The 16,052-nt window shown below is 59.2% G+C and carries 17 protein-coding genes; 10 read left to right on the top strand and 7 right to left on the bottom strand.

What is annotated here, in order from left to right; genetic code table 11:
- The 4 genes from ERD80_RS12340 to rhaM all read left to right on the top strand — a co-directional run.
- On the top strand, nucleotides 1-1,041 hold a 1,041-nt coding region (locus ERD80_RS12340), incomplete at its 5' end, for an FGGY-family carbohydrate kinase (RefSeq protein ID WP_136547093.1).
- Entirely contained in the window at nucleotides 1,025-2,281 is a 1,257-nt protein-coding gene (locus ERD80_RS12335; protein WP_058758522.1) for an L-rhamnose isomerase, read from the top strand. The genes ERD80_RS12340 and ERD80_RS12335, both read left to right, overlap by 17 nt.
- Nucleotides 2,282-2,292: 11 nt before the next feature.
- The gene (rhaD, locus tag ERD80_RS12330; protein WP_088515799.1) at nucleotides 2,293-3,135 is read left to right on the top strand and encodes a rhamnulose-1-phosphate aldolase; all 843 of its coding nucleotides are present in this window, start codon (nucleotides 2,293-2,295) and stop codon (nucleotides 3,133-3,135) included.
- On the top strand, nucleotides 3,125-3,439 hold the full coding sequence (gene rhaM / locus ERD80_RS12325; protein WP_058769776.1) for an L-rhamnose mutarotase: 315 nt from the start codon (nucleotides 3,125-3,127) through the stop codon (nucleotides 3,437-3,439). Before rhaD ends, rhaM begins: the two co-directional genes overlap by 11 nt.
- Nucleotides 3,440-3,491: 52 nt before the next feature.
- Here rhaM and ERD80_RS12320 read toward each other — a convergent pair whose 3' ends face one another.
- The 3 genes from ERD80_RS12320 to ERD80_RS12310 form a co-directional block, all read right to left on the bottom strand.
- Nucleotides 3,492-4,676 (bottom strand): sugar transporter, encoded by a 1,185-nt coding sequence (locus ERD80_RS12320; protein WP_031279126.1) that lies wholly within the window; start codon nucleotides 4,674-4,676, stop codon nucleotides 3,492-3,494.
- Between the two features lie 325 nt (nucleotides 4,677-5,001).
- On the bottom strand, nucleotides 5,002-5,253 hold the full coding sequence (locus ERD80_RS12315) for a hypothetical protein (RefSeq protein ID WP_021506080.1): 252 nt from the start codon (nucleotides 5,251-5,253) through the stop codon (nucleotides 5,002-5,004).
- A gap of 168 nt (nucleotides 5,254-5,421) precedes the next feature.
- Nucleotides 5,422-6,678 carry an MFS transporter gene (locus ERD80_RS12310; protein WP_031279123.1) on the bottom strand — a complete coding sequence of 419 codons (1,257 nt, stop codon included), beginning with the start codon at nucleotides 6,676-6,678 and terminating at the stop codon, nucleotides 5,422-5,424.
- 94 nt (nucleotides 6,679-6,772) lie between these two features.
- On the opposite strand from ERD80_RS12310, the gene ERD80_RS12305 reads away from it, so the two are divergent.
- From ERD80_RS12305 to ERD80_RS12290, 4 genes are all read left to right on the top strand, one after another.
- A complete protein-coding gene (locus ERD80_RS12305; RefSeq protein WP_136547091.1) occupies nucleotides 6,773-7,669 on the top strand; it encodes a LysR family transcriptional regulator in 897 nt (298 codons plus the stop codon).
- A gap of 135 nt (nucleotides 7,670-7,804) precedes the next feature.
- Entirely contained in the window at nucleotides 7,805-9,022 is a 1,218-nt protein-coding gene (locus tag ERD80_RS12300; RefSeq protein WP_058758528.1) for an ROK family transcriptional regulator, read from the top strand.
- Nucleotides 9,023-9,127: 105 nt separating this feature from the next.
- On the top strand, nucleotides 9,128-9,829 hold the full coding sequence (gene bioD / locus ERD80_RS12295) for a dethiobiotin synthase (protein WP_021506076.1): 702 nt from the start codon (nucleotides 9,128-9,130) through the stop codon (nucleotides 9,827-9,829).
- A 178-nt stretch (nucleotides 9,830-10,007) separates the two neighbouring features.
- Nucleotides 10,008-11,384, top strand: coding sequence for a nucleobase:cation symporter-2 family protein (locus tag ERD80_RS12290; RefSeq protein WP_136547089.1), 1,377 nt, complete (start codon nucleotides 10,008-10,010; stop codon nucleotides 11,382-11,384).
- A gap of 51 nt (nucleotides 11,385-11,435) precedes the next feature.
- Here ERD80_RS12290 and osmV read toward each other — a convergent pair whose 3' ends face one another.
- From osmV to ERD80_RS12270, 4 genes are read right to left on the bottom strand one after another with little or no spacing between them, the layout of a single operon-like run.
- The gene (gene osmV / locus ERD80_RS12285) at nucleotides 11,436-12,572 is read right to left on the bottom strand and encodes an osmoprotectant ABC transporter ATP-binding protein OsmV (protein ID WP_021506074.1); all 1,137 of its coding nucleotides are present in this window, start codon (nucleotides 12,570-12,572) and stop codon (nucleotides 11,436-11,438) included.
- The gene (gene osmW / locus ERD80_RS12280) at nucleotides 12,572-13,219 is read right to left on the bottom strand and encodes an osmoprotectant ABC transporter permease OsmW (RefSeq protein WP_021506073.1); all 648 of its coding nucleotides are present in this window, start codon (nucleotides 13,217-13,219) and stop codon (nucleotides 12,572-12,574) included. The genes osmV and osmW overlap by 1 nt, the downstream gene beginning before the upstream one ends.
- 9 nt (nucleotides 13,220-13,228) lie before the next feature.
- Nucleotides 13,229-14,155: a glycine betaine ABC transporter substrate-binding protein gene (locus ERD80_RS12275; RefSeq protein ID WP_136547087.1), complete on the bottom strand. Its 927-nt coding sequence runs from the start codon at nucleotides 14,153-14,155 to the stop codon at nucleotides 13,229-13,231.
- A gap of 16 nt (nucleotides 14,156-14,171) precedes the next feature.
- Nucleotides 14,172-14,888: an ABC transporter permease gene (locus ERD80_RS12270; RefSeq protein ID WP_021506071.1), complete on the bottom strand. Its 717-nt coding sequence runs from the start codon at nucleotides 14,886-14,888 to the stop codon at nucleotides 14,172-14,174.
- A 17-nt stretch (nucleotides 14,889-14,905) separates the two neighbouring features.
- On the opposite strand from ERD80_RS12270, the gene ERD80_RS12265 reads away from it, so the two are divergent.
- Together ERD80_RS12265 and ERD80_RS12260 are read left to right on the top strand one after the other, a co-directional pair.
- Nucleotides 14,906-15,151 carry a hypothetical protein gene (locus ERD80_RS12265; RefSeq protein WP_136547085.1) on the top strand — a complete coding sequence of 82 codons (246 nt, stop codon included), beginning with the start codon at nucleotides 14,906-14,908 and terminating at the stop codon, nucleotides 15,149-15,151.
- A 119-nt stretch (nucleotides 15,152-15,270) separates the two neighbouring features.
- The coding region (locus tag ERD80_RS12260) for an MFS transporter (protein WP_136547083.1) at nucleotides 15,271-16,052 on the top strand (782 nt) is incomplete at its 3' end.

The raw sequence follows: 16,052 nt of genomic DNA, 5'->3' as shown, positions 1-16,052 counted from the left end.
CCGGACTGGCAGGCGCAGGTGAAGCACGCGCTGATGATTCCGGATTATCTGCACTATCGCCTGACCGGTGAACTCAACTGGGAATACACCAACGCCACCACCACCCAGCTGCTTAACATTCACAGCGGCGAATGGGATCGCGAACTGCTGGCCTGGGCGGGCGCAGACGCCAGCTGGTTCGGCACGCCGCGTGCACCGGGCAATACCGTCGGTTACTGGCGCAACGCCAGCGGCCAGCGCATTCCGGTGATCGCCGTCGCCACCCATGATACCGCCAGCGCGGTGCTGGCCACGCCGCTGGAGCAGGACGATGCTGCCTATCTGAGCTCCGGCACCTGGTCGCTGATCGGCATCGAAAGCCTGCAGCCCTGCGTCAGTGAGGCGGCGCTGCAGGCTAATCTGACCAATGAAGGCGGTGCGGAAGGCTATCGGGTGCTGAAAAACATCATGGGCCTGTGGCTGTTGCAGCGGGTGTGCAGCGAACTGCACATCAGCGATCTCACTGCGCTGATTGCCGACGCCGCGCGGGAACCGGCCTGCCGCGCCCTGATTCACCCTAATCATCACCGTTTCATTAATCCCGCCAGTATGGTGCAGGAGATCCAGAATGCCTGCGCCGAACAGGCGATGCCCGTGCCGCACAGCCCGGCGGCGCTGGCGCGCACCATCTTTGACAGCCTGACGCTGCTCTATTCTCAGACGCTGCAGGAGCTTAGCCACCTGCGCGGCACTGCGCTGCGTCAGTTACATATCGTCGGTGGCGGTTGCCAGAATCCGCTACTTAACCAGCTGTGCGCCGATGCCTGCCAGCTGCCGGTGTTTGCCGGCCCGGTGGAAGCCTCGACGCTGGGCAACATCGGCTGCCAGCTGATCGCGCTGGGTGAGTTGCGCGACGTGGCCGATTTACGCCGCTGCATTCGCCACAATTTCCCGTTAGAAAAATTTATCCCGCTGAATCACAGCGTCTTTGCGGCCCATCAGGCTCGCTTTGCGGCGCTGAGCCTACCTGCTAAGGAACTTGCATATGACAAAGCTGATTGAACAGGCCTTTGAACTGGCCAGACAACGCTACGCCGCCATTGGGGTGGATGTGGAACAGGTGATGGCACAACTGGATACCATTCCGGTGTCGATGCACTGCTGGCAGGGCGACGATGTACGTGGGTTTGAGAATCCGCAGGGGGCGCTCACCGGCGGCATTCAGGCGACCGGCAACTATCCGGGGCGGGCGCGCAACGCGGTTGAACTGCGTGCCGATCTCGACAAAGCGATGTCGCTGATTCCCGGTGCCAAACGCCTCAACCTGCATGCCATCTACCTTGAGAGCGACCGCCCGGTAGAACGTGATGCGATTGAGCCGCAGCACTTCAGCAACTGGCTGGAGTGGGCGAAAAGCAAAAAGCTGGGGCTGGATTTTAACCCAACCTGCTTTTCTCATGCGCTCAGCGCAGACGGGTTTACGCTGTCGCATGCCGATCCGGGCATTCGCCAGTTCTGGATCGACCACTGCACCGCCAGCCGCCGTATCTCCGCCTGGTTTGGCGAGCAGCTGGGCACGCCGTCAGTCATGAATATCTGGGTGCCGGACGGCATGAAAGATCTCACCGTCGATCGCCTCGCGCCGCGCCAGCGTCTCGCCAGTGCGCTGGATGAGATCATCCGTGAACCGCTGAATCCGCAGCACCACATTGATGCGGTGGAAAGCAAACTGTTTGGCATTGGCGCGGAGAGTTACACCGTGGGTTCCAGTGAGTTCTGCCTCGGTTACGCCACCAGCCGCCAGACCGCGCTGACGCTGGATGCCGGCCACTTCCATCCTACCGAAGTGATCTCCGACAAAATCTCCAGCGCTATGCTGTTTGTGCCGCGCCTGCTGTTGCACGTCAGCCGTCCGGTCCGCTGGGACAGCGATCACGTGGTGCTGCTGGATGATGAAACCCAGGCGATTGCCAGTGAGATCGCCCGTCAAAAGTTGTTCGACAGGGTGCACATCGGTCTCGACTTCTTCGATGCCTCGATCAACCGCATTGCCGCCTGGGTGATCGGCACGCGCAATACCCAAAAAGCCCTGTTGCGGGCGCTGCTGGAGCCGGGCGAACAGCTGCGTCAGCGGGAGCGTGATGGGGATTTCACCGCCCGGCTGGCGCTGCTTGAAGAGCAGAAGTCGCTGCCGTGGCAGGCGGTATGGGAAGCGTGGTGCCTGCGCCACGATGTGCCAGCCGATGCCAGCTGGCTAAGCGAAGTCCGTCACTACGAACAACACGTGCTGCGTCAACGTTAAGGAATCGATTCATGCAAACAATTCTCTCCGCGTGGTTTGTGCGCGACATGGTTAAAGCCACCAGTGACATGTGGCTGAAAGGCTGGGATGAACGTAACGGCGGCAACGTCAGTCTGCGTCTGTTGCCGGAAGAGGTCAGCGCGTATGCCAGCGATTTTTATCCGGCACCGCGCTGTATTGAACTGAGCAAGCCGGCGCCCGCGCTGGCCAACGACTGGTTCCTGGTGACCGGCTCCGGGAAATTCTTTCGCAACGTGCAGCTCGATCCGGCAGACAGTCTGGTGCTGCTGCAGGTGGATGACAAAGGGCTGTCGTACAAAATTCACTGGGGGCTCAGCAACGGAGGGCTGCCAACGTCCGAGCTGGCGGCGCACTTTCAGTCACACAGCGTACGCAAGGCACTGAGCCACGGCGCGGACCGGGTGATTATGCACTGTCACGCCACCCACTTTATGGCGCTCAGCTATGTGGTGGATCTGGATGCGGCGCGCTTTACCCGCCTGCTGTGGGAGGGCAGCACCGAGTGCCTGGTGGTGTTCCCCGATGGCGTCGGCATTTTGCCCTGGATGGTACCGGGTACCGATGGCATTGGTCAGGCGACGGCAGAAGCGATGGCCAGCCATAGCCTGGTGATGTGGCCTTTCCACGGAATCTTTGGCGCCGGACCGACGCTCGACGAAACCTTTGGTCTGATTGATACCGCTGAGAAGTCATCGCAGGTGGTGGTCATGGCGCTGTCGATGGGCGGCATTCGTCAGAGCATCACCACTGAACAGCTGATTGCGCTGGGCGAGCGCTTTAACGTGAAGCCGTGGCCGGCGGCGCTGCAGGCGGAGCGAAGTGATGTTGCGTAAAGCGTTCGTCATGCAGGTCTATGCGCACTGCCATGCGGAGTATCAGCGCCGTCACACGCCAATCTGGCCGGAGCTGGAACGGACGCTAAAAGCGCATGGCGCCCATAACTACGCAATCTGGCTGGATGCTGAACGCAACCTGCTGTTTGCCAGCGTCGAGGTTGAATCCGAAGCGCGCTGGCAGGCTGTAGCGCAAACTGAGGTGTGTCAGCGCTGGTGGGCGTCAATGCGTGATCTGATGCCATCAAATCCCGACAACAGCCCGGTGAGCAAAGCCCTGCAGCCGATGTTTTTCCTGCCTTAGCCGGCCATGTCAGTAGCGGCGCCGCCAGGGGCGCCGCTAACTGCCAAACGCACTAGCCGTTGGAGCGCAGCTGCGGATAACGGCGGAAAATGGCGATGCACCAGAACAGTCCCGCCAGGCCAATGATTGCGCCCACGTTGCCCACATCTGCCATCTGCAGATGCAGACTGACCTGGTTACCGAGTAGCGCGCCTGCGCCGATGCCGATGTTATAAATACCGGAAAACAGCGACATGGCGACGTCGGTGGCGTCCGGTGCCAGCGATAGCACGCGCACCTGCATCGCCAGGCCGATCATCATCATTGCCATTCCCCAGATAATACACAGCACGGTAATTGCTGCCGGGCGTACCGCAGCAAACACCAGCAGACCCATACACAGGGTAATCAGCGCAATGGCGGCGATTAGCAGCGCGGACGGGAATTTATTGCCCAGCGTGCTGAACAGAATGCTGCCCAGAATGCCGGCTGAGCCGAACAGCAGCAGTAACAGGGTGGTGAAGTTCTCATCGGCACTGGCCACTACCTGCATAAACGGCTCGATATAGCTGTAAGCGGTGTAGTGCGCGGTCACCACGACGGTGACCAGAATGTACATCGCCACCAGCGCCGGGCGGCGAAACAGCATCGGCACGCTGCTGAGTGAACCGGTGTGCTCACTCGGCAGGCGCGGCAGTATCCGCACCAGCATAATCAGCAGTACCAGTGCTGACAGGCCGATCATACCAAAGGTGGTACGCCAGCCCAGATACTGACCCACAATACGACCAATCGGCACGCCCAGCACCATCGCCAGCGCCGTGCCCGTGGCCAGCATACTCAACGCCTGGGTTTTCTTGCCGGCTGGCGCAACGCGAATCGCCAGCGAGGCGGTGATCGACCAGAACACCGCATGCGCCAGTGCAATGCCAATGCGCGACAGCACCAGCGACGTGAAATCCCACGCCACGGCCGATAACAGGTGGCTGGCAACAAACAGAATAAACAGGATGGCCAGCAGCAGGCGGCGCTCAACGTTGCGCGTCAGCAGCATTAACGGCAGCGATAACAGCGCCACGACCCAGGCATAGATGGTGAGCATGATACCGACATCAGCGGTTTTCATTGCAAAGCTGCTGGCGATGTCCGACAGCAGGCCAACCGGCACAAATTCGGTGGTATTAAAGACAAAAGCAGCGATAGCCAGCAGCACCACGCGCAGCCAGGCTGTTTTACGGGAAACGGTTGTTGATTGCATTGAATTCAAATCGGCTAAACGACGAGTGAGGGGGTCAGAACGCACCCGGTAAAGTGACCTCGATCACAAATTTCCGCTATTGTGGAGCATTAGTCAGCCGATGAAAACCGTTAACCCGGGTTTTATCACTGAATATTTCTTATCGCGCTGAGGGTGGTAAATAGCCTGTGGTTATGGGGAGCTGCTGCGTCAGCGTGCTGCCGGCCCGCGAGTCTGCCGTACCAGCACAGGCTAAGTCAGGTGTTTCTGTAACAGAAAAATCGCTTAGCCGTGCTGAGGGCGGGTACCGTGCGGGCGGGTGCGGTTCAGACCAGGATTATCAGAGTCACGCCATATGCTTTAGTGCCACACTAAAGTTGTGGGTGGGATTTTTTTTTACGCCCACCGGGCAGCAGTGTTCGCAGCCCAACGCAGTGGCATAAAATTTACGCGCCTGCTGGATTGCGGCACCGGGCGTGTAAAAAGTCCCCAGAAAACGGCGACCGCCGTCGGATGGCAGGAACGGACAGCCCTTCGCATGCACCACATGATTGTCGTTATAACCGGCATGCTTATCGACATAATAGTAAAGCTCCATCTGACTACCTCATTGCTGTGTAAAAAATAAGTCTATGTATTATTGGAATAGAACGAATTATAGCGATGAATTGCTATTTTGTTTTAAGTGGTACGGCGCGAATGCCTGTTTATTCGAATCCAGCGGAGCAGGCGGGACGCTGAGGTCCCGCGCTAACGATGAAGGGTATTACAGTTTGCGGCCCTGTAAACGCAGGCCAACCAGCAGTGCCAGCACCAGCAGGGCGCTGATAAACAGGGTCACGCCCGGCCAGCCGTAGCGGTGCCAGAATACGCCGCCGAGGGTGCCGGCCACGCTGGAGCCCACATAGTAGCTGAACAGATAAAGTGATGATGCCTGGCCTTTCGCCCGGCGCGCGCGCGGTCCAATCCAGCCGCTGGCCACCGAATGGGCGGCAAAGAAGCCGGCAGTGAACAGCATCATGCCCGGCAGAATCAGCCACAGCGAACTAAAGGCGGTCAGCAGCAGACCGGCCAGCATGATCGCCGTGGCGCCTGTCATCACCGGACCGCGACCAAAGCGGCTGGTCATCGCGCCGGCTTTCGGCGAGCTCCACGAACCGGTGAGATACACCACGGACAGCAGCCCGACCACCGCCTGGCTCAGTGACCACGGCGCGCTCAGTAAACGGTAGCCGATGTAGTTAAACAGCGTGACAAACGCGCCCATCAGCAGAAAGCCTTCGGCAAACAGCAGCGGCAATCCTTTGTCGCGCCAGTGAAGGCGGAAGTTGATCAGCAGACTGCGTGGCCGCAGCGAGGCAGGGCGAAAATGGCGCGACGCAGGCAGAATTTTCCAGAACATCAGCGCGCCGGCCAGCGCGCAGCAGCCAATGACGCCAATGGCAATACGCCACGAGAAAAAGTCGGTCAGCACACCGGAGAGTAAACGACCACTCATGCCGCCAATCGAGTTACCGCTGATGTACAGCCCCATGGAGAAGGCGATGACCCGCGGATGCATCTCTTCGCTCAGGTAAGTCATGCCCACCGCCGCGACGCCACTGAGCGACAGACCGGTCAGCGCGCGCATCAGCAGAATCCCCTGCCAGCTGCTCATGGTGGCGGAGATCAGCGTACAAATCGCCGCCAGCATCAGCGCGGTCACCATCACCGATTTACGCCCAATCGCATCTGACAGCGGGCCGGTGAACAGCAGGCCCAGCGCCATCAGCCCGGTGGAGAGCGACAGCGAAATACTGCTTTCGGCAGGCGTCACGCCAAACTGCTGTGACAGCACCGGCAGAATCGGTTGTACGCAATAGAGCAGGGCGAAAGTGGCAAGACCGGCAGAGAACAGCGCCAGCGTCACGCGCATAAACTGCGGCGATCCACGTTCAATCCATTCAGTAGCGGTATCGGCGGTAACAGGCTTCGTGGACAAGCTGTCCTCATCAAGCGTCACAGCCTGGGAAGAGCGACTCACAGTACATCCTCAATTCAGCAAATGTCTGAATACTGTAGGAAAGGCTAAATAGGTTGTACAATATATTAATAATCTCAAATGAGACGTTTAAGATATGATGATTGAGCTGCGCCATCTGCGCTACTTTATTGCCGTTGCGGAAGAGCTGCACTTTGGCCGCGCCGCGCAGCGGCTGCACATTTCTCAGCCGCCGCTCAGTCAGCAGATTCTGCAACTGGAACAGGCGCTGGATGCGCAGCTGTTCACCCGCACTAATCGCAGCGTACAGCTCACGCCGGCTGGCCAGTCGTTTTTACAGGATGCGCGCGCGGTTTTATTGCAGGTGGAACAGGCGGCCGGGCGCGCGGCGCGCATTCATCACGGTCAGCAGGGAGAGTTGCGTATTGGCTTTACCTCCTCGGCGCCGTTTACCGGACTGGTGTCGGATGCGCTGTATCACTATCGGCAGCGCTGGCCGGACGTGCATATTCAGATGCAGGAGTACAACACGCGGCAGCAGCTGGCGCCGCTGCACGAGGGGCGACTCGATCTGGGCGTCATGCGCAATACGCCGCTGCCGGAGGATCTTCAGCACCGCCTGTTGCTGCGTGAACCGCTGTGCGCGGTGGTGCACCACGCGCATCCGCTGGCACAGACGACGTCGATTAGCATCCGGGCGTTAGCCAGCGAACCTTTTGTTTTCTTTGATGCGCAGGGCGGCACGGCCCTGTACGGTGAAATTCTGGCGCTGCTGCATCGCTACCAAATCAAACCTTACATTACCCAGGAAGTGGGTGAAGCCATGACGATTCTCGGCCTGGTGGCAACCGGGCTGGGCGTGTCGATTTTACCCGCCTCGTTTGCCCGCGCGCGACTGGCGGAAGTCGCCTGGATTCCGCTACAGGAAAGCGATGCCATTTCTGAGGTGTGGCTGGTGTGGTCAGCGCTGCGCCAGCCGAGTGCGCAGATGAGCAATATGATGGCGCTGCTGCTGCACCATGCCGAGGAATGAACCCGAGGGTACAGAAAACCGCGTTCTTTGTGTGCGATAAATCACATTTCTAATCAAATATTTGACGCTGCGCGCCAATCTGCATCACCATAGCTGCTGTTTATTTAGAAGCGCGAAAATATCCGGGAGCAGGGCGTGAATCTGGACAGTCAGCCTGGCCATATTGACCAAATAAAACAGACCAATGCCGGTGCAGTGTATCGTCTGATTGACCATTACGGTCCGATTTCGCGGATTGAGCTGTCGAAACGTGCCCAGCTGGCCCCGGCCAGCATCACCAAAATTGTGCGCGAAATGCTGGATGCGCATCTGGTGCAGGAGACCGAGTTTCAGGAGCCAGGCAGTCGCGGACGGCCGGCGATAGGGCTGATCCTCGATACCCTGGCCTGGCACTATCTGGCTGTTCGCCTCCAGCCGGGGTTCATTACCCTGACGCTGCGCGATCTCAGCAGCCGCGCGCTACAGGAAGATCGCCTGCCGCTGCCTGCCAGCGCCGACACGCCGCTACTGCAGACGCTGCAGGAGCTGGTCAACGCCTTTTTCATTCGCCATCAGCAAAAACTTGAGCGTCTCACCGCTATCGCCATTACCCTGCCGGGACTGATCAACGCCGCCTCCGGCGTGGTGCACCGTATGCCGGGCTATGAGGTACAGGATATGCCGCTGGGCGAAACCCTGGCGCAGCGCACCGGGCTGCCGGTATTCGTCCAGCACGATATCTCCGCATGGACGCTGGCAGAGGCGCTGTTTGGTGCCTCGCGGGGTGCGCAGGACGTGATTCAGATTGTCATTGACGAAACGGTGGGCGCCGGGGTGATCAGCGGTGGCCAGCTGCTGCACAAAAGCGGACGCGCGCTGGTGGAGATCGGTCATACGCAGATCGATCCTTACGGCCAGCAGTGTTACTGCGGCAACCATGGCTGTCTGGAAACGGTGGCCAGCACCGGCAGCCTGCTGCAGCTGGCGGCACAGCGCTTATCGTCACAGCCGGACAGCCAGCTGCACCAGCAGCCGCTGACGCTGGCCTCGCTGTGTGCCGCTGCGCAGCAGGGCGACCGGCTGGCGCGGGACGTCATTGCCGGCGTCGGTCATCATATCGGGCGCATGCTGGCGATGATGGTCAACATCTTTAATCCTCAACAAATTCTTATCGGTTCACCGCTTAACCAGGCGGCGGACGTGCTGTTCCCGGCAGTCAGCAGCACCATTCGCCAGCAGGCGCTGCCGGCGTATAGTCACGCTATCCAGCTAACCCCTGCAGCCTTCAACGATCCCGGCACGCTGGGCGGCGCGGCGCTGATCAAAGACGCGCTCTATAGCGGCCATTTACTGATAAAACTGTTGCAGGGCTAACGCCAGCCCGCCTTAAGTTTGCGCTAACGCAAGCTCTCGCCTGGGACAAATCCTTAAACTGCCTCCTTTGCAGGTTACACATCGCTTTAATGAAGGAGGAGAAAGGTGAAAACGATTTTTGTCACCGGTACCGACACCGCGGTGGGTAAGACCGTGGTTTCCCGCGCACTGTTACAGTGCTTTGCCAAAGCGAATCTGTGTGCCGCTGGCTACAAGCCGGTTGCCAAAAGCGCGCAGCACACGCCGGAAGGGCTCCGTAATAAAGATGCCGTACTGCTGCAGCAGGCATCCGGCCTCACGCTGAACTACAGCGACGTCAATCCTGTGACGCTGGAAGAGGATGAAATCAGCACCAGCCCGGCGCAGCGCATCGATTATCCGTTACTCAATCGCGGGCTGGCTGGCTTACAGGATCGCGCTGCACGTGTGGTGGTGGAAGGCACGGGCGGCTGGCGCAGCCTGATGAACGACTTACGGCCGCTGTCGCAGTGGGTGCAGCAGGCGCAACTGCCGGTGGTGCTGGTGGTGGGCATTAAAGAGGGTTGCATTAGCCACGCTTTACTGACCGCCGAAGCGATTGCCGCCGATGGCCTGACGCTGGCGGGCTGGGTCGCCAATCGTATCAATCCCGGTCTGGCGCACTATGCTGAAATCATTGATGTTCTGCGCGATAAGCTGAACGCGCCGCTGTTGGGTGAACTGCCTTATCTGCCGCGCGCCGAACAGCGTGATTTGAGTGGTTATCTGGATATTACGTTACTCGGGGGTGATGCGTTGCACAGCGAGAGTGCAAAGCCCGCCGCATGATGAAACAAAATGCGGCATATCGCACGCAGCTGAATCCGAAGTTTCAGGAGCGGCTGCTTTTTTTATGCCGTAAACCTGTTTATATTCAATCATCTGTCCTGAATTTTCCCTGTTCGCTGTCGCCCTGGCGCGTTTCATGCATCAGGCAAACTGATAAATCGTTTGCCGGAGCCCTGCTATGTCGCACCCAGAAGAAGAGAAAGGTTTGTTGTACGGGCTGGATGCCCGCATCGGTCCTGCACCGGCGTTCTTTGCCGCCCTGCAGCACGTGCTGGCCAGCGTGGTCGGTATCATCACGCCGCCGCTGATTATCGGTTCCGTGCTGGGGTTACAGGCCTGGATTCCGTATCTCATTAGCATGTCGCTGCTGGTTTCCGGACTCGGCACCTTTCTGCAGGCGCGCCGTTTCTGCGGCATTGGCGCAGGCATGATCTGTCTGCAGGGCACCAGCTTCGCCTTTCTCGGCGTCATTCTCTCGGCGGGGATGACGGTGAAAGCGCAGGGCGGTTCACCGCAGGCGATCCTCGCCATGATATTCGGCTGCAACCTGGTGGCGGCGCTGATCCCGATGCTGATTAGCCGCTGCATCACACCACTGCGTAAAGTGCTGACCCCGGTGGTGACCGGTACGGTGATCACCCTGATTGGTATCAGCCTGATAAAAGTCAGTATTACCGACTGGGCGGGCGGGCATAGCGCCCGCGATTTTGGTGCGCCGGGTAATCTGGCGCTGGGGGCGCTGACCCTGCTGGTGATTATCGTGCTCAACCGCTCCCACTCGCGCTGGGCGCGGCTGGTGGCGGTGGTCGCCGGCATTGGTGCGGGCTGCATCGCGGCGGCGCTGAGCGGTCATCTGCCGCTGAAGCCGATGGCGGAGACGCACTGGCTGGTGCTGCCTTCGCTACTGCATTTTGGCTTTGATTTTAGCTGGACGCTGTTTGTGCCGATTGCGCTGGTCTCGGTGATCTGCGTGATTGAGGCGGTGGGCGATCTGACCGCCAACTGTCTGATTTCACGCCAGCCGCTGGAAGGCGACGGGTTTCAGCGCCGGCTGCAGGGCGGGATTCTGGCCGATGGCCTCAGCTGTCTGCTGGCGGCATTGTTCTCGGCGTTTCCCAATACCACCTTTGCGCAGAACAACGGGGTGATTCAGATGACCGGCGTCGCCAGTCGCTACGTGGGGATGGTGATTGGCCTGATGCTGGTGCTGCTGGGCATCTTCCCGCTGGTCGGCAACCTTCTACAGCAGATTCCGCCGCCGGTGCTGGGCGGGGCAACGCTGGTGATGTTTGGCAGCGTGGTCGCCGCCGGTATTCGCGTGATGACGCAGGCCCCGCTGGGGCGGCGTGAGATGCTGATTGTGGCGGTGTCGTTTGGCATTGGCCTCGGGGTGGAGGCGGTTCCGGACGTGCTGAAACAGTTCCCGCCGCTGGTCAGCAATCTGTTTGGTCATGCAGTCACCACCGGCGGGATTCTCGCTATGCTGCTGAACGTGGTGCTGCCGAATGAAGCTAAAACGGTTGCGGCGGTCGGCGCGGTCGAAGAGAGCCACTGACGCACAATTTACCTGGAGAATCGCGCCCTCCGTGGCGCGGTTCGGTCGGGGTTATGGGTTGAGACGACGGCGTGTACGGCCGGAGCTGAGGTAATCCGCGATGTAATCCTGCGAAATTTCGCCGCTGTAGCGACCTTCCTCATCGACAATCGGCATCCATACCGTGTTGTGTTCATACAGCTTCGACAGCACCACGCGCAGGTTCTCCTCCGCTTTGCCGGTGACCTTAAAGGTGTGCAGCATCTCCTCGCAGCGGCCGGTGGCGCCGCGCGCTTCACGACGTTTGACAAAGCCCAGCGGTTTGCCATCTTCGTCGACTACCGTGACCGAACGCATGTCGTTGTCGTCCATGGTTGCGAACGCCTCCTGCAGCGGGGTACTGCGCTGCACGGTGATGGTCGGCTGCTGATCGGTGACGTCGCCGGCCTGCACCAGCAGCAGACGTTTCAGCGTACGGTCCTGACCGACGAACGAGCCGACAAATTCGTTGGCCGGCTGCGCCAGCAGTTCGTCCGGGCTGGCGCACTGCACGATTTTGCCCTGGCCAAACACCGCGATGCGGTCACCGAGCTTCAGCGCCTCGTCAATGTCGTGGCTCACCAGCATCACGGTTTTCTTCAGCTGGCGCTGCATATCGAGGAACTCGTTCTGAATCACCTCGCGGTTGATCGGGTCGACGGCACCGAACGGTTCATCCATCAGCAGTACCGGTGGATCCGCCGCCAGCGCGCGGATCACGCCGATGCGCTGCTGCTGGCCGCCCGACATCTCACGCGGGTAGCGATGCAGAAACTTCGTCGGGTCAAGCGCCACCATGCTCATCAGCTCCGTCGCCCGTTCCCGGCAGCGTTTTTTGTCCCAGCCCAGCATGCGCGGCACCACGGTAATGTTCTCTTCAATGGTCATGTTCGGGAACAGACCAATCTGCTGAATCACATAGCCGATGTTACGGCGCAGCGTGACGGTATCCTGGCCGCTGGTGTCTTCGCCATTAATTAAAATCCGCCCGCTGCTGGCGGGGATCAGACGGTTAATCATCTTCAGCGTGGTGGTTTTGCCGCAGCCGGACGGACCCAGCAGCACACACATCTCCCCGGCAGGCACTTCCAGGCTGACGTTGTCAACGGCATTGAACGTGGTGCCGTTTTTTTGCGTAAAGGTTTTCGTCAGGTTTTCCAGTTTTATCATTATCGAATCCCCTTAGGAGTCAGCGCCGACTGCAGACGGTGCAGCAGCCAGTCAAGAATAATCGCCAGTAAACAGATCATCAGTGCGCCGGCTATCAGCATACGCACATCGCTGCCGCTGATGCCGTCCAGCAGTTGCAGGCCCAGGCCGCCGGCACCGATCACCGCCGCAATGGCCATCACGCCGACGTTCATCACCACGGCGGTACGGATACCGCCAAAAATCACCGGCAGCGCCATCGGAATTTCCACCCAGCGCAGGCGCTGCCAGAAGGTCATGCCGATACCGCGACCGGCTTCGCGCAGCCCGGGCGGCAGGTTTTCCAGCGCGGTATGGGTATTACGCACAATCGGCAGCAGTGAATAGAGAAACACCGCGGTAATCGCCGGCAGGGCGCCAATTCCCTGACCGATCAGTGAAAACAGCGGAATCATCAGGCCAAATAGCGCAATGGTCGGGATGGTCAGCACGATGGTGGCGATGCCCAGCACCGGTGTTGCCAGCCATTTGAAGCGGACAATCAGAATGCCCAGCGGCACGCCGACGAGGATGGCAAAACCTACCGCCACCAGCACCAGCCAGGTGTGCTGCCAGGTCAGCGCCAGCAGCGTGTTCCAGTTATCCATGATGTAATGCAGGGTATCCATTGCGCCTCCTTACAGCATGTTTTTGGATTTGAGGAAATCACGCGCCACCTGCTGCGGCGACTGGTGATCGATATCGACGCGCTTGTTCATCTCGGTGATGGCTTCATCGGTGATCAGCGGCGACAGCGCATTCAGCGCGGCCTCAAGGCCGGGATGGCTTGCCAGCACATCCTGACGCACCACTGGCGTGACGTTGTAACTTGGGAAGAAGTGCTTATCATCTTCCAGTACCTTGAGTTCAAAACCCTTAACCCGGCCGTCGGTGGTGTAGATCAGTCCGGCATCGACAAAGCCGTCACGTACCGCGTTGTACACCAGACCGGGGTCCATCTGACGAATCTGCGGGCGATCCAGCGGCATGTTGTAGGCTTTCTGCAGCGGTTTCAGACCATCCGAGCGGCCGGCAAATTCCAGATCGAGACCGAGTTTCCAGTTGTGATCCGGATCGGTGTTGCGTACCTGTTCCAGCTTCGCCACCAGCTGCGACATGGTGCTGATGCCTTCGGCGTCAGCGCGCTGGCGCTGCATGGCAAATGCGTAGGTGTTGTTCATCGGGGCAGGATTGAGCCATACCAGTCCCAGCTTCGCGTCCAGCTGTTTAACGGTTTTGTACGCCTCTTCGGACGACATCGGCTTGTTGATATGGTTGAAAATAATCAGCGAGGTGCCGGTATATTCCCACGTCATATCAATCTGCTTGTTGATCATCGCGTTACGCCCGATGGTGGTGGCGATGTTGGTTTTCGGGATGACCTGAAAACCTTTCTTTTGCAGCCACATCACCGTCATCGCAGACAGGATATGCTGCTCGGTAAAGCTTTTGGTCGCCATCACGATGGGCGTGGCGGCGAGCGCGCCGTGACTGAGGGTTAAGGTGGCGGTCAGGACCAGCGCGGTGCGTTTGACCCAGCGCGCCAGCAGATTAGCAGTGGCCATAATTACATGCTCCGGGTTAAGCCGCAGAGTGCGGGCTGAGGACGCGTCCCAATGCTGCCAGCAGCATGTCGAGGATCAGGGCAAACAGGGCGGTGGCCACTGCGCCGAGGATCAGCGTCGGGAAGTCGTTGAGATAAATACCGGGGAAAATCAGCTCGCCGTAGCTGCTGGCACCAATTAAAAAGGCCAGCGGCGCGGTGCCGACGTTAATCGCGGTCGCGATGCGTACCCCGGCGAGGATCACCGGCAGCGCATTCGGCAGTTCAACCCGGCGCAGCCGCTGCAGTTTGGTCATGCCGATACCGTTGGCGGCTTCAATCAGCGACGGCGGCACCGCGCTCAGACCGGCATAGGTGTTGCGCACAATCGGCAGCAGCGAGGCGAGGAACAAGGCGATCAGCGCCGGGCGATCGCCAATGCCGACAATCACCATCGCCAGCGCCAGCACAGCCAGCGGTGGCAGCGTGTTACCGACGTTGAAGATTTGCATCACATATTCAGCCCAGCGACGGGCGAAGGGACGGCTGAGCAAAATCCCGCTCGGGATGCCAACCAGTAAAGCGCATAACATCGACCAGAACACTAAGTACAGGTGTTGCTGCCCAAGGTAAAGTAAATCCACCTTGCGGTCGCGCAGCGTATCCAGCCCTAATCCCCACACCAGCAGGGCTATCACCACCACGATGGCGAGCAGTGCCAGCCCGGCACGTCGGGCGAGCGATGCATTGTGCATAGCGTGCGTCTCCCTGATTGAAAAAATCGATTGATTTTATGACGTTATCTTCAGCATACCGGCGTTATGCGGTGCAATACACAGACGAAAATCCAGCACGCTGTCAAATTGCAGTTAAAATGACTGTTTCCCGGCTTTTTCACAGTGAAAAACCAGAAACTGCCTTTAGAGCTATAGCAATGCTTGATGATCATTGCCAGTTTTCACGGCAAAATCAGGTAGATACAAAAGTGGTAAAACTAAGCGAAACCCGCATGAAATAAGGTGTCGTTCGACAATAAAAAATTTTCATCAAGATAAGTGACATTGTCACAAACAGGCGCACGCAGAGGAAACTGAGTCGGCGAAATTTCGACTAGCCTTGTAAGAAAAAGGGAGACGTATGACTGAAAGCGCACAATTACAAACGGAACATCGCCACTGGATTCTGATTGCCTGCATGCTGGCGATGTTTATGGCTGCCATTGAGGTCACCATTGTGGCCACGGCCATGCCAACCATCATTGCCGATCTTGGCGGTTTCGCGCAGTTTGGCTGGGTGTTTTCCATTTATCTTCTGACGCAGGCGGTAAGCGTCCCCTTGTACGGCAGACTGGCGGATATCTGGGGTCGCAAACGATTATTTTTCATTGGCGTAACGCTGTTTTTGCTGGGCTCGGTGCTGTGCGGTTTTGCCCATAGTATGACGTGGCTGATTGTGTTTCGTGCCTTTCAGGGGCTGGGGGCCGGGGCGATTATGCCGCTGACCACCACCATCGTGGCGGACATTTACTCGCCGCGCGAGCGCGCCAGCGTGCAGGGCTGGCTCTCCAGCGTCTGGGGCGTCGCGGCCGTCATCGGTCCGCTCAGCGGTGCCTGGCTGGTTCAGCACTTTAACTGGTCGGTGATTTTCTGGGTAAACGTGCCGATTGGTCTGCTCTCCATGCTGCTGCTGGCGCGTTTTCTGCCGGCGCGCGAACAGCATCATGGCGCAACGCTGAATCTGACCGGCAGCTGCTGGTTGATGATCAGCGTCACCGCACTGCTGGTGGCGCTGTTACAGGCGGAAGCGCTGGGTTTCTGGCTGGTGCCGTTCCTGGCGCTGGCGCTGCTGGCCGGCTGGCGGCTGAAACATCACGAGCAGCGGGCCGATGCGCCGCTGTTTCCGCTGGCGCTGTGGCGCAG

Source organism: Pantoea sp. R102 (assembly GCF_004916815.1).
Taxonomy (GTDB): domain Bacteria; phylum Pseudomonadota; class Gammaproteobacteria; order Enterobacterales; family Enterobacteriaceae; genus Pantoea; species Pantoea dispersa.
The sequence above is the reverse complement of the archived record's forward strand: the minus strand, read 5'-3'. Positions and strand labels throughout refer to the sequence as shown.